This window comes from Chryseobacterium sp. KCF3-3, from assembly GCF_045865955.1.
In the GTDB taxonomy this organism is placed as follows: domain Bacteria; phylum Bacteroidota; class Bacteroidia; order Flavobacteriales; family Weeksellaceae; genus Chryseobacterium.
Genome location: NZ_AP035792.1, coordinates 2,259,881 through 2,283,443 on the forward strand (window position 1 = coordinate 2,259,881; position 23,563 = coordinate 2,283,443).

At 34.2% G+C, this 23,563-nt stretch carries 16 protein-coding genes and 1 riboswitch; of the genes, 2 read left to right on the forward strand and 14 right to left on the reverse strand.

Features of this window, described 5'->3' with window-relative positions; all coding sequences use genetic code 11:
• Positions 1-39 precede the first annotated feature (39 nt).
• Both ACKTTZ_RS10090 and ACKTTZ_RS10095 read right to left on the reverse strand, forming a co-directional pair.
• Positions 40-480 (reverse strand): hypothetical protein, encoded by a 441-nt coding sequence (locus ACKTTZ_RS10090; RefSeq protein WP_407848633.1) that lies wholly within the window; start codon positions 478-480, stop codon positions 40-42.
• 73 nt (positions 481-553) lie between these two features.
• A complete protein-coding gene (locus ACKTTZ_RS10095; RefSeq protein WP_407848635.1) occupies positions 554-961 on the reverse strand; it encodes a type II 3-dehydroquinate dehydratase in 408 nt (135 codons plus the stop codon).
• A 244-nt stretch (positions 962-1,205) separates the two neighbouring features.
• Positions 1,206-1,304: riboswitch (SAM riboswitch) on the forward strand.
• 83 nt (positions 1,305-1,387) lie between these two features.
• Here ACKTTZ_RS10095 and ACKTTZ_RS10100 point away from each other — a divergent pair.
• Together ACKTTZ_RS10100 and ACKTTZ_RS10105 are read left to right on the forward strand one after the other, a co-directional pair.
• Positions 1,388-4,321: a SusC/RagA family TonB-linked outer membrane protein gene (locus ACKTTZ_RS10100; protein WP_407848637.1), complete on the forward strand. Its 2,934-nt coding sequence runs from the start codon at positions 1,388-1,390 to the stop codon at positions 4,319-4,321.
• 18 nt (positions 4,322-4,339) lie between these two features.
• Positions 4,340-5,833, forward strand: coding sequence for a RagB/SusD family nutrient uptake outer membrane protein (locus ACKTTZ_RS10105; protein WP_407848639.1), 1,494 nt, complete (start codon positions 4,340-4,342; stop codon positions 5,831-5,833).
• 1,100 nt (positions 5,834-6,933) lie between these two features.
• On the opposite strand, the gene ACKTTZ_RS10110 is transcribed toward ACKTTZ_RS10105, so the two are convergent.
• The 12 genes from ACKTTZ_RS10110 to ACKTTZ_RS10165 form a co-directional block, all read right to left on the reverse strand.
• Positions 6,934-7,644: a hypothetical protein gene (locus ACKTTZ_RS10110; RefSeq protein WP_407848641.1), complete on the reverse strand. Its 711-nt coding sequence runs from the start codon at positions 7,642-7,644 to the stop codon at positions 6,934-6,936.
• Positions 7,641-9,224 (reverse strand): RHS repeat domain-containing protein, encoded by a 1,584-nt coding sequence (locus ACKTTZ_RS10115; protein WP_407848643.1) that lies wholly within the window; start codon positions 9,222-9,224, stop codon positions 7,641-7,643. The genes ACKTTZ_RS10110 and ACKTTZ_RS10115 overlap by 4 nt, the downstream gene beginning before the upstream one ends.
• A gap of 384 nt (positions 9,225-9,608) precedes the next feature.
• The gene (locus ACKTTZ_RS10120; protein WP_407848645.1) at positions 9,609-10,013 is read right to left on the reverse strand and encodes a hypothetical protein; all 405 of its coding nucleotides are present in this window, start codon (positions 10,011-10,013) and stop codon (positions 9,609-9,611) included.
• 27 nt (positions 10,014-10,040) lie between these two features.
• Positions 10,041-10,523, reverse strand: a complete 483-nt coding sequence (locus ACKTTZ_RS10125) for a hypothetical protein (RefSeq protein ID WP_407848647.1) — start codon at positions 10,521-10,523, stop codon at positions 10,041-10,043.
• Positions 10,520-11,701, reverse strand: a complete 1,182-nt coding sequence (locus ACKTTZ_RS10130; RefSeq protein ID WP_407848649.1) for an RHS repeat-associated core domain-containing protein — start codon at positions 11,699-11,701, stop codon at positions 10,520-10,522. Before ACKTTZ_RS10130 ends, ACKTTZ_RS10125 begins: the two co-directional genes overlap by 4 nt.
• A 205-nt stretch (positions 11,702-11,906) precedes the next feature.
• Positions 11,907-12,131: a hypothetical protein gene (locus tag ACKTTZ_RS10135; RefSeq protein ID WP_407848651.1), complete on the reverse strand. Its 225-nt coding sequence runs from the start codon at positions 12,129-12,131 to the stop codon at positions 11,907-11,909.
• A gap of 457 nt (positions 12,132-12,588) precedes the next feature.
• Positions 12,589-13,146 (reverse strand): hypothetical protein, encoded by a 558-nt coding sequence (locus ACKTTZ_RS10140; protein ID WP_407848652.1) that lies wholly within the window; start codon positions 13,144-13,146, stop codon positions 12,589-12,591.
• Between the two features lie 3 nt (positions 13,147-13,149).
• Positions 13,150-14,151 (reverse strand): hypothetical protein, encoded by a 1,002-nt coding sequence (locus ACKTTZ_RS10145; RefSeq protein ID WP_407848654.1) that lies wholly within the window; start codon positions 14,149-14,151, stop codon positions 13,150-13,152.
• A gap of 40 nt (positions 14,152-14,191) precedes the next feature.
• Entirely contained in the window at positions 14,192-14,746 is a 555-nt protein-coding gene (locus tag ACKTTZ_RS10150; RefSeq protein WP_407848656.1) for a hypothetical protein, read from the reverse strand.
• 11 nt (positions 14,747-14,757) lie between these two features.
• Positions 14,758-16,158: an RHS repeat domain-containing protein gene (locus ACKTTZ_RS10155; RefSeq protein WP_407848658.1), complete on the reverse strand. Its 1,401-nt coding sequence runs from the start codon at positions 16,156-16,158 to the stop codon at positions 14,758-14,760.
• Between the two features lie 349 nt (positions 16,159-16,507).
• Entirely contained in the window at positions 16,508-16,981 is a 474-nt protein-coding gene (locus ACKTTZ_RS10160) for a hypothetical protein (RefSeq protein ID WP_407848660.1), read from the reverse strand.
• A 4-nt stretch (positions 16,982-16,985) separates the two neighbouring features.
• A complete protein-coding gene (locus tag ACKTTZ_RS10165) occupies positions 16,986-23,561 on the reverse strand; it encodes an RHS repeat-associated core domain-containing protein (RefSeq protein ID WP_407848662.1) in 6,576 nt (2,191 codons plus the stop codon).
• Positions 23,562-23,563 lie beyond the last annotated feature (2 nt).

The window sequence follows — 23,563 nt, forward strand, 5'->3', positions numbered from 1 at the left end:
TTAACATACAAAAAGCCTCATCATCGATGAGGCTTTTTTTTATTCATATTTTTTACAGTTCTCAATCAGCTTGTTTTGTTCATCCAATTTTAGGATAGTTGATTTGATCGATTCTTCTGTGAGATATTTTATAATCATAAAGTGTTTTGAAGAAAAGTAAGGCTCTCCATTCAATATTTTATCTAAATACTGTGGGGTAGTGAAGGTCATCCAATATTTTGTTTTGTCGGAAAATTCAATGGTTACTTCTATAGTATCAGATTCAATATTTTCGATTTCATCATCAATATGAATAGAAGTTATTTCCGGTTCATTGTTTACACTAAAATAAAAATCAGAATACCACCTCAGTCTTCCTTCGTCATTCCAGATTCTTATATTTTCAATATTTATTTCTTCAATGATATAGGATTTTCTTTTCGTCAATTGCCCGGAATATATTCCAATGTCTTTACAGTAAACCTTATCATTTATCTTCATAAATTACGCTCTTACTATCCATAATTATCTGTGAAAATCTGTGCAATTCGTGGGAAAAGTATAAGCAACAAAATTACTTCAAGCTCAATAAAGCCAATCTATATCCATCCATTCCAAAGCCAGATAAAACCGCATCCGTATTAGCTGCCGTTACAGATTTTTGTCGGAATTCTTCTCTTTTATAAATATTGCTGATATGAACTTCTACTTTTGGCTTACGAATGTTTTTCAAGCAATCAGCAATTGCATAAGAATAATGGGTAAAAGCTCCCGGGTTAATTATCACAGCATCAAAATCATCCTCCTGAAGCCTGTTGATAAGCTCTCCTTCAATATTAGACTGGTAATATTTTAATTCATGAGTCTGAAACTCGGATCTTAAATTTTCCAAATAGCTTTCCATAGAAACATTTCCATAGATTTCCGGTTCTCTTGTGCCTAACAGATTGAGGTTAGGGCCATTGATGATCAAAACTTTCATACCATAAAATTAAAAACTTTTTTTAATTAACCGTCAAAAATTTCAGTTTAGATTAACTTTCGTGCCATTGAATTATTGATAATGATATTTATCATGTTTAAGAAAGTGGTAAAGCTTGTAACTCTTTACTGTAATGGATTTTATTAAAAAATTAAGTTAATTTTTGAAAATTTATCATGAAAAATAAATAAGTCTACTTGTTTTGTAGACTAAAAGTTTCTAGCTTTGCAGTCATATTTCGATCGGCTTATAAAGAAAGATGGAGGGAACTGACCCTGTGAAATCTTAACAACCTACCCGTGGGGCAAGGTGTTACGTTCAGCCTTTTAAGGAAAAATAAGCATTTGGTTTATCGCATTTATCGATGCCCTTTGCTGACTTTTCTGCAAAGGGCTAAATTTTAATATATGATAAATAAAATTGATTATGATTAGCAAAAATTTATTCAATTCTAAAGCTTGGATACCTCCGGTGGCTGCATTTTTCCTGGGAATAACCAGCGTTAATGCGCAGAATTCCAAGCCGAAAAAAGATAGCCTTCATGAAAAGGAGATTGATGAAGTAGTAGTGGTAGCCTATGGAAAAGCTAAAAGAAATAGCTATACCGGTTCTGTAGCTACCATTTCCAGTGATAAGATTAATAACAGACCCGTAACGAATATTACCAAAGCATTAGAAGGGCAGGTAGCAGGGATCCAGACAACCAGTGCATCAGGGCAGCCAGGTGCTGTTTCTACTATCAGAATCAGGGGAATTGGCTCAATCAGTGCTTCCAGTGATCCTTTATACGTTGTAGACGGAATTCCTTTCGATGGAAATCTGAACTCCATCAGTCCAAGCGATATTGAATCTATCAGTGTTTTGAAAGATGCTACAGCAAGTGCTTTGTATGGTTCAAGAGGAGCAAACGGAATTATTATCATTACCACAAAATCAGGTAAGAAAGGAGAAGCCAGGGTTAATTTTAATATCAGTCAGGGATTCTCCGGAAGAGCTGTAAAAGACTATGAACAGGTAAGCACAGATCAGTACTTTCAATTATACTGGGAAGCTTTGAGAAACGGATATCAGTCCGGAAAAGTTTCTTCTCAGCAGGCTGCACAAATGGCGACGGATAATCTTGTTTCCACACTTGGTATTAATCCCTATGGAACTGCTTACCCTAAGCCGGTAGGAACAGATGGAAAACTATTACCAGGTGCGTCACCGCTTTGGAATGATCACTGGAGAGATATTTTACAGAGAGTGGCTTCAAGAAATCAGGTGGATCTTGATATCAGTGGAGGAAGTGATAAAAGCAATTACTTTTTTTCACTAGGATATCTGGATGATAAAGGTATGGCGATTGAATCAGGATATAAAAGATACAATACCCGACTGAAAATCAATTCAGAGGTAAAGAAATGGCTGAATGTTGGAGTTAACTTAAATTATACAAACAGTGTTCAGCAGGCACCAACTTCTTCAGATTCCAAGGCGAGCAATATCATCAATGCTGCACGGTTTATTCCTTCATTTTATCCCTATTATGAAAGAAATGCTGATGGAACTTATGTCTTAGATGCCGACGGAAACCCTGTTTATGATTTTGGAAAATACAGACCTACGAATGCGCTTCAGAATCAGAATGCTGCTGCAACTTTGCCATTAGATAAAAACGAGAATAAAGAAGATAACTTTTCAGGAAAAGGATTCATGGAATTCACTTTCTTACCGGAACTGAAATTCAAGACAAGCTTCTCTGTTGATTTGGTGAACTACAATGGTCATTATTATTCAAACCCATTGTTGGGACAAGGGGCTGAAATTGGAGGTTCAGTGACGAAAACCAATACCAGAACACTTTCCTATACAACCAGCAATATTCTGACATATGATAAAAAGTTTGGAAAGCATCACGTTAATGCATTAGCAGGACATGAATTCTATAAATATGATTATCAGACGATTTCCGGAACAAGAAGTCAGTTCTCCCTGCCTTACTACTATGAGCCGGATGCTGCTTCTCTACTGGGAAGTTTCAGTGGAAACAGTAATAAATTAAGCTTATTAAGTTTTCTGGGAAAAGTAGAGTATGATTATAACAATACTTACTTCTTATCTGCATCTGGAAGGGCAGACAGCTCTTCGAGATTTGAAAAAGATAACAGATGGGGAAGATTCTGGTCAGTAGGAGGTTCATGGAAGATATCTAATGAGGAATTTATTAAAAGCCTGAATGTATTCAACCAATTGACATTGCGTGCCAGTTATGGAGGTCAGGGGAATGATAAATTGCTTAGACCCAACGGACAACCACTTTATTACGCGTATCAGGAACTATACAGATTTATCAGCCTTGGTGGTGAACCTGGAACAACGCTGGAAAAAACATCTACCAATAATGTGAAATGGGAAACCAACCTTAATTTAAACGTAGGATTGGAATTCGCTATTCTCAATAACAGGATTAAAGGTAATATTGAATATTTCAAAAGACAAAGCCAGGATCTTCTGTTTAACATGCCGGTTGCGCCATCATTGGGAATCAGTGATTATCCGGCAAATATCGGAACGATTCAGAATACAGGGTTTGAATTTTCATTATTCACAACACCTATTAAGAATGATGATTTCCAATGGAATGTAGATGTGAACTTAAGTACTTTAAACAACAAGGTAACCAAATTGCCTGGGGGTTCACTTGTGGTAGGAACAAAGCTATTAACTGTAGGAGGTTCTGTATATGATTTCTTTATTCCTGAATGGGCTGGGGTAGATCCAAGCAATGGAAAACCTTTGTGGAAAACAGTTACTACTGATGCCGGCGGAAACTCAGTGGAGGGAACGACTTCAGAATATTCAAAAGCGACAAAACTGTTGCAAGGTTCTGCATTGCCGAAACTGACAGGAGGAATCAGTACAAGTATTGCTTATAAGAATTTTGATTTCTCAGGATTACTGACATTCAAAATCGGAGGTAAAATTTTAGATACCGATTATACCTCCATCATGCATAACGGAAGTGCGGGAGGACGTGCATGGAGCGCAGAAATGCTCAACAGATGGACTCCGGATAATCCTAACACGGATGTTCCCGGATTAAGTACAACAACAAATAACTGGACATCAACCTCATCAAGATTCCTTTACTCCGGAACGTATGCAAGACTTAAAAACGTAAGTTTAGGATACACGCTTCCTGAGGATTATTTTGAGAAAATAGGATTGAAAAAGTTTAGAATTTATATTCAGGCAGAAAACCTTCTGACCTTCTATAAACATAAGGGAATGGATCCTGAACAGGCTTTGGATGGAACAACATATTACAGATATCCGGCAATGAGAACCATTACTTTTGGTCTTCAGGCAACTCTTTAACCTTTTAAAATTGAAACAATGAAAAAATTAAAATACATATCATTAGCACTTATTGGGTTTTTGTCGTTGACAAGCTGTGAAAATGATTTGGATACCGCACCTACTGATCAGGCCAACAGCGTAGAGGTTTTTAAAACTGCTGAAAGTGCTGAAACTGTGGTAAACGGTACCTGGGCAAAATTTAATAATGACGGGACAACGTACGCCAATATCGGTTATTCCACTGTTCTAAGAGCCAGTGATGCCATGGGAAGTGATGTGGCAGTGCTGACTAATAAATATGGCTTTGCTTCTACCTATGCTTTCACGGAAATGGTTAACAATACAGCAAGCCGCCCGCTATTTATCTGGACGATGTTGTATTCCACCATCAATAATATGAATAATGTGATTACAAGAATTGATGGGACAGAAGGAAGCCAGGAGAAAAAGAATCAGGTGAAAGGGCAGGCAAAAGCATTACGTGCTTTCTGTTATCTGAATCTGGCAAGTTTTTATCAGTTCAGTTACCTGAAAGACAAATCAGTTTTGACGGCTCCCATTTACACTGAACCTTCCACAACAAGCACGGTAGGGAAGAAAAGAGCAAGTCTTGAAGAAATCTATACATTGATTAAAAGTGATCTTACGGATGCTGATAACCTGTTGAAAAGTTATACAAGAAATAATAAGGATAAGATCAACCGTGCTGTAGTGAACGGGCTTTTAGCAAGAACCTATCTGAATACCGGTGAATGGAGCAAAGCTTCAGCATCTGCGAAAATTGCAAGAGAAGGTTTCCCTTTAATGGCTCCGGAAAAATATAAGGATGGATTCAATGATATCAACAATGCAGAATGGATCTGGGGACACGGTCAGACGCAAGAACAATCAGATGCGAGCTATGCCTTCCACTATCTGGATGTATCTTCATCAAGAAGTTATTATTACAGCTTTATGGCGGATCCTTATTTTAAAGACCTTTTTGATACCAATGATATCAGATCTCAATTGTTTTCATGGGACGGACAGAAAGGAAGAGAAGGATTGCTGAGGTATGCTAAGTTTAAATTTAAGCCAACCCTTATTGCAGATATTGTGTACATGAGAGCTGCAGAAATGTATCTGATTGAAGCTGAAGCCGAAGCAAGAAGTGGAAATGTTTCTCAAGCGGTAGCAGTATTGAACCAGTTGAAATCTGCCAGAAATGCTAATATTTATAATGGTTCATTAGCACAAAATGCAGTAGTAGATGCGGTTTTGATTGAAAGAAGAAAAGAATTATTCGGAGAAGGATTCTCTCTTTCAGATATCATCAGAACTCAGGGTACAGTAGTAAGAAAACCGTTTGTAGACACAGATGGAAAACCAATAAAAGTTCAGATAACCACACCGGACGGTACCGTGAAAACCGTAGACGGTAAAGGGCATTCTGTTCTTGATTTTCCGGATAAATCAGCTTTTGTACCTAATAGTAATTATTATTTATTCAGTATTCCACAAAGAGAGTTTGAGAATAACCCGAATTTATAAGATATAGTCCATAATTAGATTGATTTTTTGAGCCACTGCTTTTGCGGTGGTTTTTAATATTAATAATAAAGGTAGTTTAAGTATAAATAATAAAAAACCATCCTTATTAAAGAGTGGTTTATGTTTTTTTAATATTGGAGAATTTATACTTAAAAGCCAAATTTATCTATCTGTTATTAAGGGAATAATGTTTATATCTTTAATAACCCTATAATTAAAGATATAAATCCCATGTAGTTTCCTATTTTTGGGGAAGCTTACACTTCCATAAATAGCTCCGAATACAATAGTTCACACTACCTTTGTTCTCGATTAGCTAACATACTTTTTATAGATTACTAATAAAGCAATTAAGAGTATGAGACCCAGGAAAAAGTATAAAATATTTAATCGATATCTTTTTACCTCCTCTTTTGTATAAGATAAGCTTTCTATCTTTTTCCTTGGGAAAATTAACTTCAGAGGCTGCGCTAATAAAAAGAAAATTAATAAAGTAAATAATGAAAATATTATTATTCGCAATATCTCCATTTCTAAATAGGGGTTAATAAATACCTGAACAAAGGCTCCCGAAAAAAGCATTATAGGAATATTATAGGGGAGACTAAAAACTAATATCGTCCAATTATACTGTCCCTTTGTTAACCAAACTTTTTCATAATATTTTTTCAAGCTCCAAAATAAATAAGTAAGTGTTTTCATAGATTATGGTTTTACCAGTTGTGTCTGGATATGGTTATAGGTATCAGTCAAATCTTTATAAATGAATGATGAATTCTGGTTTATTGTATTTTGCTTATCACATGATATCAGGCTAATGATAATCAGCAAATAAAAGGTGATAAAAAAGTGATTGTTTTTCATATGTGCCCTTTTTGATATTGAGTAATTTTTATTTTCAATGATATGAATTTTATTTTTATCATAAAGACCTTAGCTCTCCGAAGTCTTCCGACTTTGAAGCGTGTTTTTAACTAGTTCAAAGTGTGGAGACTTTCTGTAGCGAAGAAATCTTATATAATAAAAAATCCCCCGAAAATCAGGGGATTGAATTATGGATTATTATCTATGATTGAAATAACAAATATTTAGTCTTCTATTTAATTATGAATTACTTTTCTATAAATAAAAGATTGCTTTTCACTGATTATATTTAAATCTTTAATATTGACTTTTTTATTATCAATAAATTCTTTAAGAAAGTTAGCATCCTGTTTTAATTTTAAAGAAAATGAATACGTTTCATTTTCTTTCATATTAAATGTTTCATTTGACTTAAATATAGGATCATAAATGAATTTATCTAAATCTACAGCGCCTATGAATGTTTTCTTTTCAAATGCTTCAAAGTTTAGTATATTATTATTTATTGTTTCATGTATTTCAATCCAACCAAAGGGTTTTTTGAATTTCCTTTTAAAAGGTAAATAGTATTCTTTCTTTTTTTTTAGTTGAGAATTATATTCATTGATCATTTTTTTTTCGATAGAGTCAACAGGGGAGGATAATGAGAAAAGGTCTACTTTCACAATGTTATTATGTTCATCGTATAGAACAATTCTAGGGGATAATAAATTTTTCCTCTTCTCATTAAAATTCTCCAAATTGTATGAGTATTCATCAATATCAAAATAGGTTTCAAATCCTTTGGGATTAACTACTAAGTATTGAGCCCTATTCAGTAAATTCTGAATGCTATAGTTGATGATTAATTTACTTTCCTTATAGTCAAAACTCTCAATCTTTATGTTAAAACTTTGCGCATTAAATAAAGATGATATTAATATTAAAAGACATCGTAATAATTTCATTTTGATTGAATTTTATAATTTTGGTGGAAATGTATTAACTCATTTAAATCATAACCTAGTTGCTCAATTCGCAATTTAAAATATTTATAATTTATTCCTCTTGAACTGTCTATTTGGTTTTGTAAATAGTTGGCATAATACTCATTATAAAATTCTCTTACCTCCCAACCTCTTTTCTTACCTGTGAAATAATGATCTCTGAAAGGGGTGTAATAATATTTTATAAAATAGTGATGATTTAATTCGTGAAATAAGCTCAAAAACATGTCCCAATTTGTTTTATTTCGCTCCATATTTAATTTAACATTACCAGGCTCATATTGTGCCCAATCACTTGCGGGTGCATTGTCGGTATAAACTATTTTATCACCATCTGCTAATCTATTTAAAGTCTTAACTTTTTCAACCATTGGTTCCGCATTAGAAAATTTAGCTGGATCGCTTGGTTTAAATCCTGCATCATCAAGTTCCTTTTTATATTTACTATTCACATTAAATTTATGCGCAAGAAAATTAAAAGCAGTAACCATCAATCCCTGTCCTGCTCCCATCCAGAAATTTCCACCTCCTAAAACAGAACCGACACCACCGCTTACTGCTCCATTGAAGAGGGCAAAACGGTCGCTTCTTAGTATATTATTTTCTCCTACATGTTTTGCAGCCAGATCTAATAAATCATTAGACGCGCTTGCAAAGGCGCCACTTAAAGCTCCACTCCAGAAGTTTCCGCCCTGCATGTAGGAAAGTGTTCCCTGGGTTATAGCATGGGCTCCGGCTCTAGCAATAATCAGGCTTGTCTGGCTTAAGGAATTTGCTATCTGTCCTCCTGCTCTAAAAAGTTCACCGACACCAAATGTTAAATAAGAGGTCATAGCAGCAAGAGTTACTGATTGATATAGACTTCCAATATTAACTGGCCTGTTCATAATATAATCACCGGTGATGGAAGTAACAATTGCGGCGGCAAATGCAACAAGCATAGCGGCAGGAAGTGCATACTCCCCATTAGGGTCATTAAACATTAATGGATTATTCATTACATATCCATATTTGTTATAACTCTGTGTATTGTAAGCGTCCTGAATATTTTCATCTGCATTTAAGAATCTCCTCAATAACGGATCATATAATCTTCCATTCATATGAATGATTCCAACTTCCATAAAGTGCTCATGAGATGTATAACCTCTTTCCAATAATAACCCTCCTGCGTTTACAATTTCCTGTATTTTATTTACATCAGTTATTATCTGCCCGTTGCCAATCTGGAGATGAGTTAGGTTACCCCAAGCATCAAAGTGTCTTTGTTCCAGCTTGTTTCCAGCTTCATCACTAATGGCTAAGATACTGCCTAAATAATCCTTGTGCAAGAATTTATAGGAAGCAGATGTTTCATTATAATTCTTAACATAAATAATAGAACTTTCGTAAGGAGATCCACCAATATAAAGAATATGTTTTTCTTTACCTGTGATATTGTCTTTTGTTACCTCGAAACTTCCGTCTTCACTGTAAAATTTAGTGAATTTTCCATTTCCGTCGGCATTAAAATTACCTCCGTAAGTAACTCTTTGTCTCATTGCAGTCAGTCCATATTGGAAGGCGGCATCACCCTTCAATCCATCATGAATACAGAGTCATTATTCTCATAATCAAAAGATTCAATAATGTTAAAATCTCCTCCAGTAGTTCTGCTTTTCAGTTGATTTTGATAGCATCGAATGAATAGGAGAGTTGTAGAATGTTCCTGTTCTTGATTTCCCGGATAAATCTGCTTTTACACCCAATAGTAACTATTACTTATTCAGTATTCCTCAGAGAGAGTTTGAGAATAACCCGAATTTATAAGATATAGTCCATAATTAGATTGATTTTTTTAAGCCACTGCTTTTGCGGTGGTTTTTTATTAAAAACCCGTTGCTTTTTTAGCAACGGGTTTGTTTTTTTAAATTATTTTTTACTATTTAAGGAATATTTATATTCTGAGCTTTTGTAATAATCATATTTTTTCCTAGAAATCTTAGAAGAGATGCGAGTTTAGATAGATCATAGTCTATCATCTCTCGTTTTCCATCTAAAATATTTTGCAAGAATTCCCAATCCTCAACTAAGCTCCCCGTCGTCAATTCTATGGGATCTTTATATGGGTTGTATAATTCTTCATCTGTAATATTCCAATATAAGTCACTGTCAAAAGTAAAAGAAGTTGAATCATTTAATTTATCTAACTCATTAATTAAAGCCTCAATAAGTTTTTTAATATCTGCTTTTTTTAATTCGGGTTTATTATTTTCCATCGGGCTATTAAGCAATTGGTTAGTTTCTCGCTCTTCGAAGTCTCCCACTTTTGAATAATCTTTTAAGCTCAAAGTCAGGGATTTTATGTGGCCAGAGGGTTAATGTTTGTTTGCTACAATATAAAAGACTTTTTCTCTATTAGGCTTTAGTATTATAGTGTCCATAGTTTTCTCTAACCCAACCACACAGATAATTCCTTTATCTTCAAAAGCTGTTAATTTTTTATCTTTAAAAAAAGCTTCCAAATAACTATCTTTAATTCCTTCAAATTCTTTCACCGTTGTTATTCTCAAAGATATTTTATTTTGTTCGATTTTCTTGTTGTTAAAAATATTATAGCTTCTCGCATATTCAAGCCATGCATTACTAATTTCTTTTCCATTTATATCATAAACAAGATACTTATTAATTAATGTTTTTTCTTTCTCAGTCTCTTTTAGGGAATTGGAATAATGAAGTTTTCCAACTCCTTTATCCATTGCTAAACCTCCAAATATAAAAATATAAAGAATATATGTTATTGTTGAAACCAAGATAATAATCATAATAACATTCCAGTGCTTATTTATTCTTTCAATCATTTTTTCTGAAAATTATTTTTTAGTTCTTTAAAATTGCTATTTGGTATCACAGAATAACCACCATATTTAGATAATCCCGCACCCGTTAAAGCGGCAGAAATAATATGATTACAGTTATTAAAAAGAAAATGGTAATTGCTTTGTAATTGTTTCATCGCTCTTGTAGCGGCTCCCAAATCTTGTTTAGCTGTAGTTTTTATAGTAATTGAATCATCATAATCATATTGTGTTTTTGCAAAGTTTATGGCTTCTTGTCTTGTCTTAAATGTTTTTACAGTTGCATCATTCTTTCCTCCATATAAAGTACTTCCTGAAGAATCTACTCTTCCATCGCTAACAATATAAGTATAGCCATCTTTATCATTTCCTATTATTAATCCACTGTGTCCTTTTCCTCCAGCACCATCTGATGCATTTAATATAATTATATCTTTAGGGGATTCTATTTTTATTGAATGCATCATGTGATTAAATCCGGCTACAACTCCACCAATCAAAGCACCTTGCCAGAAATTTCCTCCTGTAAGCTCAGAACCTACACCACCTAAAATAGCACCAGAAGCAATCGTTCCTACTGCGCTGCTAGCAAATTTACCAGCAACAGCACTAAATGCCGATGCACCGTAGCTTCCCAAAAGCCCTGAAACAAAAGCGCTTTCAAAACCTTGCCCTTGTACTAAGGATATGATTCCCTGTGCTAAAGCATGTGCAGTTCCCTGTACCAAAATAGTTCCCAATTTCCCTAGCTCTGTGGCAATTTGGGTAGCAGTACCAGCCGAGGTGACAAACACACTTCCTATACCATACGTTACTGCTGCTGAAGCAGCACCAAATAAAGTGGATTTGAAGAAACCACCCAAATCCCAATTTTGCCCACTAATCGAAGTCATAATCGTATAGCTGAATGATGCTACCATAGCTCCGATAATCACTGCTGACAAAAATGCAGATTCAACGATCCATTCTCCACTTGGGTCGTTAAACATCAATGGATTATTGAACACATACCCATACTTATTGTAATTTTGGGTATTGTAAGGATCCTGAATATTTTCATCAGCATTCAAGAATCTTCTTAGTAAAGGATCATACAACCTTCCGTTCATGTGGATGATGCCTAGTTCTGCAAAATGCTCATGGCTGGTATATCCGCGATCTATTACAAGATCCTTCGACAAACTCAGGATGACATTTTGGTCAGTGATAATAGCCCCGTTTCCAATCTGAAGATGAGTGAAATTACCCCATGCATCAAAATGCCTTTGTTCTAATTTGTTTCCGGCTTCATCACTTATTGCTAAAATACTACCAATATAGTCTTTATGTAAGAATTTATAAGAATCGCTACTCTCCGCAAAGTTTTTTAAATATACAATATTTGATTCATATGGTGTTTAGTTTCTGAATACTACCTTGCATTTGATTTCCAATAAGAGCTTGACAGGTTAACTCGTCAAATATTGATGTAATAGAAGCCTTTTTGGATGTTGCATAGAATTGATTTGTAGTTTGGCTCATAACCATTTCAATACCTCCTTGAACTTCTAGTACATAGAATGTAGAACCATCTTCTTTTTGTCTTTGTTTGTAGTTGATAATTGTTACCATTTTTTTTGATTTTTGAATTAGAATTTATATCAGTAGAAAACAGCACAAGGTTTCTGAGGAAATAAAAACGATCAGCTATCACTTTGATTGTATTACTGCCTGCGAAAATTTCATTTCTATTCTTACTGGCGGGGGAGTGTTTCCTCCTCAAGATCGGCGGGGGTATGGAGGACAGGGGGAATTACACGTAAATAAGGGTTGTTGAAAAATTTTTTTCAGATTTTTTTAGATAGGTATTACCATAACACTTTCATATAGATTCTGGGTTGTTACATACCACGAAGTAAAATAAAAATTCCTGCATCAATTGATACAGGAATTCGAAAAATATTATATTAAGAGCTTTGTAATAATAAAAAACAGACAATCATTTTAGATCGCCTGTTTTTTGATGAAATACGCTTCAGATATGTCTTGTTTAAAGCAAACCAATATATTTGAAACATAACCCAATCTATTAAGGTAAAATAATTTTATCAGGGTAAAATTTTATACTTCCAGTAAAATATGTATAACCTCCACAATTTTGATTCTTAATATTAGATATTGCATTTTTTTGATCATCATTTAGTAACTTGAATATAAAGTCAAAGTCATCATCTTTAAATACAATAGTTTCACCCTTTCTATATCTTCTTATTTTAAGGTAATATTTTTTTTGACTTTTTTTCTTTATAAATTTAGGTATTGAATTCTCTTTTATTTTCATCATATCCTGTATCTTTTTACACTTTAAATCTCTATTTAGCCTTACATCTAAATCGTTTTTTAATAAATCAAACGATTTTTGCATATATAATACTTCCGGTGTACTTGCTTCGAGTTCATCTTCATAAAAAAAATTATTTAATAAAGGATACTCTATCATTAAGTCTAAGTCTGTATTATTTTCAATGTTTATAACGAGTAAAGAATCCTTTTTGTTAATAGAAGGGTATACTATTATGTCTTTCTTTGAAAATGTTTTGCAAGAGTATATGAGGAAAATAGATAGTAATATTATAATTTTTTTCATAATTTAAAATTTAAAAGATTTTATTAATGGTAAAAGTAATTTATCTAATTCTTCCTTAGAATTATTAAAAAGATATGCAGGCATTTCCCATGGTGAAGGTAGCCATGAATTTTTATTAAATAATTCCACTGACATTTTTCTTATAGAAACATGGCCCCAATTATCAAGATAGCTAGAATATTTGCCCATATTTGCGGTAGCTACCCTTGCTAATAATTCGTACTTGGAGTTATTTAAAACTACATGCCCTACCTCATGAGTTATTGAGTCAACAAACAACGATTTGGAGGCAAATGCTCTTTTTGAAAGATAGATATCATTTGCAGGTGTAGTTACCCCAAGAACCTCTCCTTTAGCAATTTCTCTATCCATTCCCCATAAATTTTCCCACCAAGATTTTTCATAGAAGCCTCCGTTTTGTGCAATGCCATATCCTTCAGGAGCTTTAAGGTATACATTCTCCACACCATAATTTCCCAATCCTCCATAAGCTTCTTGAAATTCATGTACAGTACCATATGAATATTTTAAATTATCTGTTGAATTTGCTGAATCATTAATTGGACTATCAGATATTCTATATTCATGATTTCCTTTTGTAATTTTAGCTGCAGTTACCATTTTGTCAATTCCCCAGCTAACTACCGCTACACCTCCTCCAATCACAGCACCTTTTAGTACCCCTTCAAGGAAGTTTTGTCCGGTAAGTAAAGCTGTGACACCGCCTGTTCCTGCTCCAGTGAAAGCACTGCTTCCCACAGATCCCCAGAAACCACTGGCACTGAAGACCTGTCCTAATCCACCGGAGACTCCTCCTGTGACTGCTCCCATTAGAAGGGCATTTGCAAAACCATTCCATGACCAGCTGTTCATTACCAATGATTGTATTGCATACATCCCTGCACTGATCAGTGTTCCTACCGCTACTCCCCAAATTACCGGAGCAACATATGTTAAGAAAAATCCTGCTGCCAAAACAAATTCCCTACTAGGATCATTAAACATCAGGGGGATTATTGAATATATCCCCTGATATTAAATTCTATTAGTTTTTAATTTCTATATATCCATTTTCCGGATACTTTATTTTCTCATATTTACTATCGTCAAATCTGTTACTTTCAAAAAAGAAAATTTTATATTTTTCAGGATCTGATTCTTTACAATTCAATAAGTATTCGACTATATATTTTGCTTTTGGAGCAAGCTTAAATTCATATTGTTTCATATCTCTGGTTTTTGAAGAATCAATGCTTACAATTTCTTTCTTATTATCTTCAGTAATACAATAAGCTGTAACTCTGTCTGTAATAATATTAGGTATAAATTGTTTAACAACAATATTATCAGGTTCTTTAGTGTTCTGTTTTACTATTTCTTTCGCAAAAATTAAATGTGGAACAGGAAAACGTAATGTGTCATTTCTCAAATTAAAAATAGAAACTGTCAAAATGTTTTTGTGAAATTTCAAATCGGTAACAATTCCTTCATAACTGATTGTTTTTTTTGGTATTTCAAAATCAATTGTACAATTATTTTTACTCAATTTATTTTCACATGAAATCAAACAAATAATTATTAATGGTAGGAAATTTTTCATTTTTTTTAAAATTAATAAGAAGTTTTAACACCCAATTTTCTATTAAACACAGTCAATAAAAAATTTCTTAGCATATTGAATTCTTTGACATTATTACCGGTTATATTATTATTAATAGTATTTAAAATAATGTCTTTATCCATACCAATAGCTGGATTAGCTGGAAATTTATTAACTGCGGAAAGGTAATTTTCCAAATCATATATAGCAGCATGTCCTAAATCACCTATTGCTGTAGTATACGAACTGAATACTTTTTTATCGTGTAAATACTTTATAAAAGCATTACCACCATACATTGCATATGAGTGTGCAGTTTCATGTGCCATAGTTGTAAAAAGAAGTTCTTTTGATGCAAATGCAGCTTTAGCATAATGAATAGTAGATTTCATTGTGAAAAAATTGGGTCTTGTTGTATATGCGTAGGCTTTTCCATTAGACATTTGGAAAAAGCCATCTGACGATTGAGAGTAATAATCTGATCCAGCAATATCTTGCCCTACTCTATATTGATTCATTTGTGTAGAATCATAGCCTGCCTCATTTCGCATATTCTTTAAAGTTTTATCTGAATATTCTAAAGAATTTTTTGCATTTCCATTATCTTGACCATTGTAATATTTGGCTTCATGTTCCATTCCCCCATACTTTACATAATAATTTACGGTATAACTTACGGCGGCTACAGCACCTCCAATTACAGCCCCTGTTGCTAATCCTTTTAAGAAATTATCCCCGTTGATTAATGCAGTAACACCACCTGCTCCACCACCTGCTATCGCGCCATTTCCAACAGTAGCCCAAAAACCACTGGCGCTGAATATTTCTCCGGCTCCAGCCGATACAGCTCCTGTAACAGCTCCCATTAAAAGTGCTTTTGCAAAGCCTCCCAAAGACCAATTATTATTAAAAGTTGCTTGTAAAGCATATACGCCTACACTTATTGCTGCTCCAATAATTGCACCTGATATTACCGTAGCCCAAAAATAACCTAATCCAACACCAATGAGAAAAGGAAGTACTTCTCCTGTAGGATCATTATATAATAATGGATTATTCATCACATACCCATACTTGTTATAGTTTTGAGTATTGTAGGGATCCTGGATATTTTCATCAGCATTTAAGAATCTTCTCAATAACGGATCATATAATCTTCCATTCATATGGATAATGCCTATCTCTGTAAAATGCTCATGACTGGTATATCCGCGATCTACAACGAGATCCTTCGACAAGCTCAGGATGACATTTTGATCAGTGATAATAGCTCCATTTCCAATCTGTAAATGAGTGAAATTACCCCATGCATCAAAGTGTCTCTGTTCTAATTTGTTTCCCGCTTCATCACTGATCGCTAAAATGCTTCCTATATAATCTTTATGCAAAAATTCATAAGAACCATTTCTCATCAAAAATTTTAATTATCATTTAAGAGCTTTTTACTAGTGAGAATAAAACAGACAATCATTTTTAAATTGCCTGTTTTTGATGAAATACTTCTCAGCTAGGTCTTGTTTAAAGCAAACCAATATATTTGAAACATAACCCAATCTATTAAGGTAAAATAATTTTATCAGGGTAAAATTTTATACTTCTAGTAAAATATGTATAACCTCCACAATTTTGATTCTTAATATTAGATATTGCATTTTTTTGATCATCATTTAGTAAATTGAATATAAAGTCAAGTCATCATCTTTAAATACGATAGTTTCACCCTTTCTATATCTTCTTATTTTAAGGTAATATTTGTATAAGTTACAAGTAAACATTTATTGGCTCTGGATCAATTTTTTTACTTCTATAAATTTCTCCTATTCTACCTTCTAAATAAATTATTTTTTTATAAGCAGTATTCTTGAAATTATCTTTATAATTTGCATTATCAAAAATAAAATGTTGTTTCCTACCTGATTTATATTGTATAACAATTTCTGACAGACATCCTTTGCCTTCACAGTATTTTACAAATTTTAGAGAGTCATCAAGTGCATATATTTTTTTATTTATAATAACCTTTTTGATCAAACTTATTTCATCTTTACTCATCATTAAACTATGTTTTCCAGGTTCTTTAAATCTTTTATCAAGAACATAATAGTTTTCTGTTATATTATTTACGATTCCATTGCTTTCATGGGTTATTTTTACGATATCATTTTCTTTTAATTCATTTTTTTCATTTCTGCAATTCAACAAAAAAAAGAAAAATATAATTATAAAATATCTCATATTCTTATTTTTTGAAATTAATAATATTTTTTATAGCATCTGTCCAGTTAAAAACTCCAGGGAATCTACCTCCATAATTATAAAACTGATTCAAAAAACTGCTAAAATCCTGCCCTCGAGATTTCAATAAATTTATAGTAAAGTGATAGGCAGAAGATTCTGTGTAATTTGAAAATTTGCTTCCATAGCTCGCCATAAGCCCAATATACCGATGATAAGCATGGATGTACTCATGACCGAAAACGGCTTGCTTAACTACATCGCTTTTAATTCCTAAATTAGGAGCAATTAATATTCGTGATTTTTCTCCCTGAGTTAAAAACTCCCACCAGTTTTTATTTCGACTAGTTGTTAAGCCTAAAACAGATCCTGGTTCATTTGGATTATTTGTCCAGATTTGATACCTATCTGTAAGTGAATATCCATTTGGAAGATTTTGACTTGTAGCTACTCTATATTCAGTATTAACATTATCTACAGAAGCTTGGTAATCACCTGTTGTTCTGTTAAAATCACTTTGTATTTGTTGATCAGTTGTGTAATAGTCATTAAAATTATTGTCAGATAGATCATATCCTGCATCCTTTAATTCTGTAGAAGTTATTGAGTTTGGAATTTTTGATGTATAATATGCAATCGTTTTTGAAGCTATCCAATTTATCCCTGCAACAGCACCACCAATTACCGCACCTTTTATTACTCCTTCAAGGAAGTTTTGTCCAGTAAGTAAAGCTGTTACACCCCCTGTTCCTGCTCCTACGAAAGCACTGCTTCCTACAGACCCCCAGAAACCACTGGCACTGAAGACTTGCCCCAATCCCCCGGAGACTCCTCCTGTGACTGCACCCATTAGAAGGGCATTGGCAAAACCGTTCCATGACCAGCTATTCATGACCAGTGCCTGTATCGCATACATCCCTGCACTGATAAGTGTTCCTACTGCTACTCCCCAAATTACTGGTGCTAAATAAGTTAAAAAGAATCCGGCAATCCAAAACTCTCCACTTGGATCATTAAACATCAGAGGATTATTCAATACATACCCATACTTGTTATAGTTTTGAGTATTGTAGGGATCCTGGATATTTTCATCAGCATTTAAGAATCTTCTCAATAACGGATCATATAATCTTCCATTCATATGGATAATGCCTATCTCTGCAAAATGCTCATGGCTGGTATAGCCACGATCTACAACGAGATCCTTCGACAAGCTCAGGATGACATTTTGATCAGTGATAACAGCTCCGTTTCCGACCTGAAGATGGGTAAAATTGCCCCAGGCATCGAAATGCCTTTGTTCTAATTTGTTTCCGGCTTCATCACTGATCGCTAAGACGCTTCCAATATAATCTTTATGCAAAAATTTGTAAGAACCACTATTCTCCGTAAAGTTTTTTAAATATACAATATTTGAGTCATAGGGATTACCTCCAATATAAATAAGATGTTTTTCCTTTCCGGTTATATTATCTTTTACTACTTCATAGCTGCCATCCTCACTGTAAAATTTAGTAAACTTACCTTCTCCATCGGTATTGAAATTACCTCCGTAGGTTACTCTCTGTCTCATTGAAGTTAAGCCATACTGGAAGGCTGCATCACCTTTTATTCCATCAATGAATACCGGGTCATTGTTCTCATTATAGGTGATGCTTTGTATTAAATCATTATTATAATTCTGTTCTCCGTCGGCATTAAGGGTCATTCCTGTAGCCTGATAAATCTTAGCAGCATTTTCAAACTTGATTGTTCCTACCTGATCATTTTGGGTAATTCTTCCTTTGATGTCGTAAACATTTCTGCTGGATGTTGGCTTGATTCCGGTTACAGGATTTGTCCAGTTCACCAAACGATTATTATCATCATAATCAAAAGATTCATTAATGTTAAAATCTCCTCCGGTAGTTCTGCTCTTCAGTTCATTTTTGATTGCATCGAATGAATAAGAAATTTGCAGGATACCTGGTTTTATCTGTGAAGAATGATTTACGTTTGTCAGAAAACCATTGGTGCCATACGTATTGTTAATATCTGCAGCTCCCAGTTTAGCTTTTAGTACCTGTCCTTTGGCATTGGTTTCTTTAAGCTCCCACAACACGGTGCCCGTGAGACGATTTTTAATCTGATACAACTCACCGCTCCATGCGCTGTACACATTCTCAATCTGAACTTTAGTAAGGATACCGGAAGAATAAAGCTGCTTTTCATAAGAGCTTACTCTTGCTTTATCGTCATAAGTAATTCCTTTGTGGATAAAGTATTTACCATTACTGCTTTCGGATGAAGATAAGAGTCTCCCCTGTGGATCATATGCTACATTAGAGCTATAGGCTTTTCCTTTAGATGTTCCCGACTTGGAAATAAGTCTACCTTTATTATCGTATGAATATGAAATCAGTTTATTGGTTGCCTGTCCTCCGTCTGTTGTTGAAATTTCTATCTGAGAAATAAGCTGGCCTAAATTATTATAAGTAAATTCTTTGGTCCCTTTTGGACTGGTTGTTTTTTTCGGCTGGCCAAGCCCATCGTATTCATATTTGTAAATACCATTTGACGGATCATTAAACTCTGCTTTTCTACCCCAGGAATCATACTTAGTGGTCACAATATTTTCAGCATATTGTGCTTTAATCTGTTCACCTGCGGCATTATAACTAAACTGAATTATTCCTCCTTTATCTGTAGAAGAAATTACGTTACCTAAGGCATCAGTAGTTTTCGAGGTTGTTCTCCCATATCCATTAAGTTCTTTTACAGTTGTTGTTAAACCGGAAACAGAGGTCTCCATTTGTTTGCCATTGAATGAGGCTGCCGTGACTTTAGCAGGAAAAACCGTATCATCATAAACAATGGTATTCCACATATTGGCAGTTTGCCCTTCAAAGTAAGGCTCAGACTCCTTGGTCTTTCTTCCCAGTACATCATATTGAGTTTCCTGAGAAATATATTGCCCCTGACCAAATGCTTTGGTAGAAACTTTATACTCCTGTCCTAGCTTATTCGTATATTTTTTTGAAATACCTCCATCCGGATTATATTGTGTAACAGTGATATTGGAATTGTTATCTCTGTTATACTGATAGGTAATTGTACCTCCGAGATTGGTTTTAGAAGTCAATAATTTCCCCCAACCATCATAGGTATTAATGAGTGTATTTCCTAACGGATCGGTTTGCGTTAAAATCTGTCCCCAATTGTTGTAGGTAATGAGCGTCTCTAATCCTAGATTATCCGTTTTCTTTACAACAAATCTTCCTTTAGAATCATATTCATTTGTGGTAGTTTGGGTTTGGGAGTCTGCACTATTGCTGATAACCTTCTGTGTAATATTTCCGAAACCGTCATAATTGTATGTTTCAAGTAAATATCCTGTATTATCCCGATTCCAGGTTTTTAATGTTTTTAACAGGTTGTTTTCATAAGTGTATTCTTCTTTGGAAGATTTTGTATCACCATAAACTTGTACTATATCAATCTTTGACTTTGGGCGTCCTGCAAAATAATCAGAACCTGCTGCTGATATATTATGAATGTATTCAAAATCAGAAGTGGTTACAGCATAACCATTATTTACATTCGTTACTGTCTGTTTCGGAAGATAATAATCTCCATAAATAATAGAGCTGTTTGTTATTGTTCCAGTGAGAAAATCCTTTATTTTAGTACTTTTTGCAACAGTAGCGGTAACAATCTTAGGTTTATCGGTATCAGAAACGACAGCACTTACCACCTGTCCGTTTAATAATTTATAAGCCTCATATACCGTTGATTTAAAACTTAATAACAGGGAGTTGTTCTCAGAAATATCTGCCGGGAAAATATTGTTTTCATTGGTAGTCCTGATGCTCCATTCCTTTACCGGAACTCCATCAAAAAGAGGATCAATCTCAATTCCCGACCAGATTTTTGTATTTTCAAAACCATCAGCATACCATGAGCTGCGGGCAGTTTGATGATAACCCATCATCCCTTTACCCTGTAAATGCCCTGTCATTCCCCTGTATCGGAAATCCTGTTTTCTTCCTTCCTGTCTAAGCTGAGATATAGCATAGGACTGGTCTGCTCTGCTTAAAGAAAAATAAGGATAATATTCTTTTTTTACTTTTTGATAGAAACCAGGAAGTACCGGATTATTGGGAATCACTTCCTGATAATCTGCTGAGGTAATAATGTCACCTTGGGTAATAGTTTGTACTTGGGACAGTTTTCCGACAGGTGAAGGAGATTTAAGCTTATGCATCCTTTCTTTCCAGAATAGTAATACATCATAATAGTTATTGTTTACTTTTACCTGTGAAGTGATTGGAGAGAATAAAGCAAATTCACCATTACCGGTTACATAATTATATCCTCCATAATTATAACTGGTATAGAAATCAGGGCTGCCATTTGCCATAGCTCCATTAGCGGTATAAGCGGCAATAGTATAGCCAAAGTATCTATTAAGTATCACTCCGCTTGAATTTACCACTCCTGCTTTGTTAAAGGAGTTGATGTGCACAATATCAGACTTACCGTCTCTATTAATATCTGAAGTAGTGTAAAAATTCCTGTAAATATTGAAAGTAGGATAATTACTGTTTTGATAGTCATCAGGTTTTCTATATTTCAAAAAGTCTGTTTTTAAAATATTGTAAAACCCTTTCCCAGTCCCCATATAAAACCTCCAGTTATCCTTTTCCTGAGTATCTGTGGTAGGGATTGTAAAGTCAAGGTTTCCATCTCCATTAAAATCTCCAAACAACACAGGAGATTCCGGTGCTTTTGTTTCAGCTAAATTACCTGTATATTTTATCTTTTTAAGATACTGGTTAGGAGCTGTTTTTACAAACTCAAATACTGTATAAGCAGTATTAGAGACATCAATAATATCTACTTTCCTATCTCCGTTTACATCCAGATACTTTTGATTTGTATAAAAACTTTCATACCAGCCACTCTCTTTGGAATATGTAGAGACAAGATTGTTTGAGTTTTTCAGGTCTATGATAAATTTATCAGTAAACCCATTGGCTGAACCAGAGCTTGTTAAATTAAGGATAACATCAGATATCCCATCTCCATTAATATCACCTTCATTCAAAGTAGCATCACATACTGTACATACTGTTGGTGATATTAACTTTTCAAATACTTTTACAAAAGTATTATTCCTGAATATATAACCTGTTACTTTGCCATTTTCATATTGAACAATCCCATTCCCATTATGAATCTGACCTTCTTCATCTAACAATGTATTAACTACTTTAGCCTCTGTATTAAAGGTTTTACCTGTAGAAATATCAGTAAAGGTATTATTGAGTCCTCCAAGCTTCACCACACCATTATTCAGAGAAAAATCCAAATATCCATCACCGTTAAAATCACCTGTCAGCTTTACATTCTCAAAACTCTCCACATTATTGTTTGAAAACTCTAAAGCAGGTTGTGTAGGAGTTGGATAAGTAAAAGCGGCAGGGTTGGCAGCATTGTTATCACTATTATACTCAGTTATTTTATCAACGATTTCATAATTCGTTCCGTTTTTTATATAATTAACTGCATATCGTTTAAATGGGTTTCCATTTGAGTTGACTTTAATTTCAGATAATAAACGAGTTTGTAGGAAGCGAACCCCTCCTACATAAGAATCCTCAGCTAAGCTTCTATTAATATAGGTAAAATCTATTTTGTTAAAATGAGGTTTATTTAACGTCTCATTTCCTCCCCATTGGATACTTGAAATAATAGCTACATTTGAAACTCCTGTTTGTAAATAATCATACGTGATATAATTACCTTTACTGTCTTTCCATTTCGCAATATTATATTCAATTGGTGTCCTGGCGCTACTAAGCCCTGAAGTCGTTCCTCCATACCAAGCCTGAGAACCGTCCTCAAAAGTCACTTCCCAGTATTCAGGACCTTGCCATGCCTGTCCGCTAATTGCTCCAATTGACTTAATTTTAATATTGGAATATTTTTCGGTAACATATTCTGCACCATCTTTTCCGTATTCTCCCGACTTTAAAATTAATCTCTGTCCATTAAAACTATAATAATCAGAATAATCCAATTGTATTCCTTTTACTTCTCCATCTTTATCAATATTTTTTCCAACTCTGGAAATAGAGGTAACACCTGAAATATTCCAGCCATAACCTGCTATTCCGTTAGGTGAACCACTTGTATACACTAAATTAACCTGAGGTGCTACACTTTTCACCCCAGGAGGTAAAGCAATAGGTAAAGTAAATTGCAATTGTCCAGTTCCATTGACCTCAATATTTCCTTTGGTATCATGAAAACTTTTCCCATCCGGAGCTGTTGTTCCATAGGGATTATTAGCTCCCGCATTGGAGTCAGTGGGTCCACCGCCTGGATTCTCCGTAGCTGGACCAATTTTGGCTACAAAAGGATTCGATGAGCTGGAAGACGCACGAAATCCTGGTGCCATCACCACTGTTTGTGGATCCTGCACCGTTCTTGAGGTACTTTCTGCCTGATATAGTATGGTCTGTGAAAAGCCCATTACTGACCATAATGACAGTATGAATGATGAAAATACTTGTATTTTCTTATCGTAAAGTTTCATGG

Bases quoted from the DNA above. Each gene is read 5' to 3' on its own strand.
- ACKTTZ_RS10090 (WP_407848633.1), bottom strand. From the start codon at position 480: ATGAAGATAAATGATAAGGTTTACTGTAAAGACATTGGAATATATTCC.
- ACKTTZ_RS10105 (WP_407848639.1), top strand. From the start codon at position 4,340: ATGAAAAAATTAAAATACATATCATTAGCACTTATTGGGTTTTTGTCG.
- ACKTTZ_RS10135 (WP_407848651.1), bottom strand. From the start codon at position 12,131: ATGGTAACAATTATCAACTACAAACAAAGACAAAAAGAAGATGGTTCT.
- ACKTTZ_RS10160 (WP_407848660.1), bottom strand. From the start codon at position 16,981: ATGAGATATTTTATAATTATATTTTTCTTTTTTTTGTTGAATTGCAGA.
- ACKTTZ_RS10150 (WP_407848656.1), bottom strand. From the start codon at position 14,746: ATGAAAAATTTCCTACCATTAATAATTATTTGTTTGATTTCATGTGAA.
- ACKTTZ_RS10145 (WP_407848654.1), bottom strand. From the start codon at position 14,151: ATGTTTAATGATCCTAGTAGGGAATTTGTTTTGGCAGCAGGATTTTTC.
- ACKTTZ_RS10165 (WP_407848662.1), bottom strand. From the start codon at position 23,561: ATGAAACTTTACGATAAGAAAATACAAGTATTTTCATCATTCATACTG.
- ACKTTZ_RS10115 (WP_407848643.1), bottom strand. From the start codon at position 9,224: ATGAGACAAAGAGTTACTTACGGAGGTAATTTTAATGCCGACGGAAAT.
- ACKTTZ_RS10110 (WP_407848641.1), bottom strand. From the start codon at position 7,644: ATGAAATTATTACGATGTCTTTTAATATTAATATCATCTTTATTTAAT.
- ACKTTZ_RS10095 (WP_407848635.1), bottom strand. From the start codon at position 961: ATGAAAGTTTTGATCATCAATGGCCCTAACCTCAATCTGTTAGGCACA.
- ACKTTZ_RS10125 (WP_407848647.1), bottom strand. From the start codon at position 10,523: ATGATTGAAAGAATAAATAAGCACTGGAATGTTATTATGATTATTATC.
- ACKTTZ_RS10140 (WP_407848652.1), bottom strand. From the start codon at position 13,146: ATGAAAAAAATTATAATATTACTATCTATTTTCCTCATATACTCTTGC.
- ACKTTZ_RS10100 (WP_407848637.1), top strand. From the start codon at position 1,388: ATGATTAGCAAAAATTTATTCAATTCTAAAGCTTGGATACCTCCGGTG.
- ACKTTZ_RS10155 (WP_407848658.1), bottom strand. From the start codon at position 16,158: ATGAGAAATGGTTCTTATGAATTTTTGCATAAAGATTATATAGGAAGC.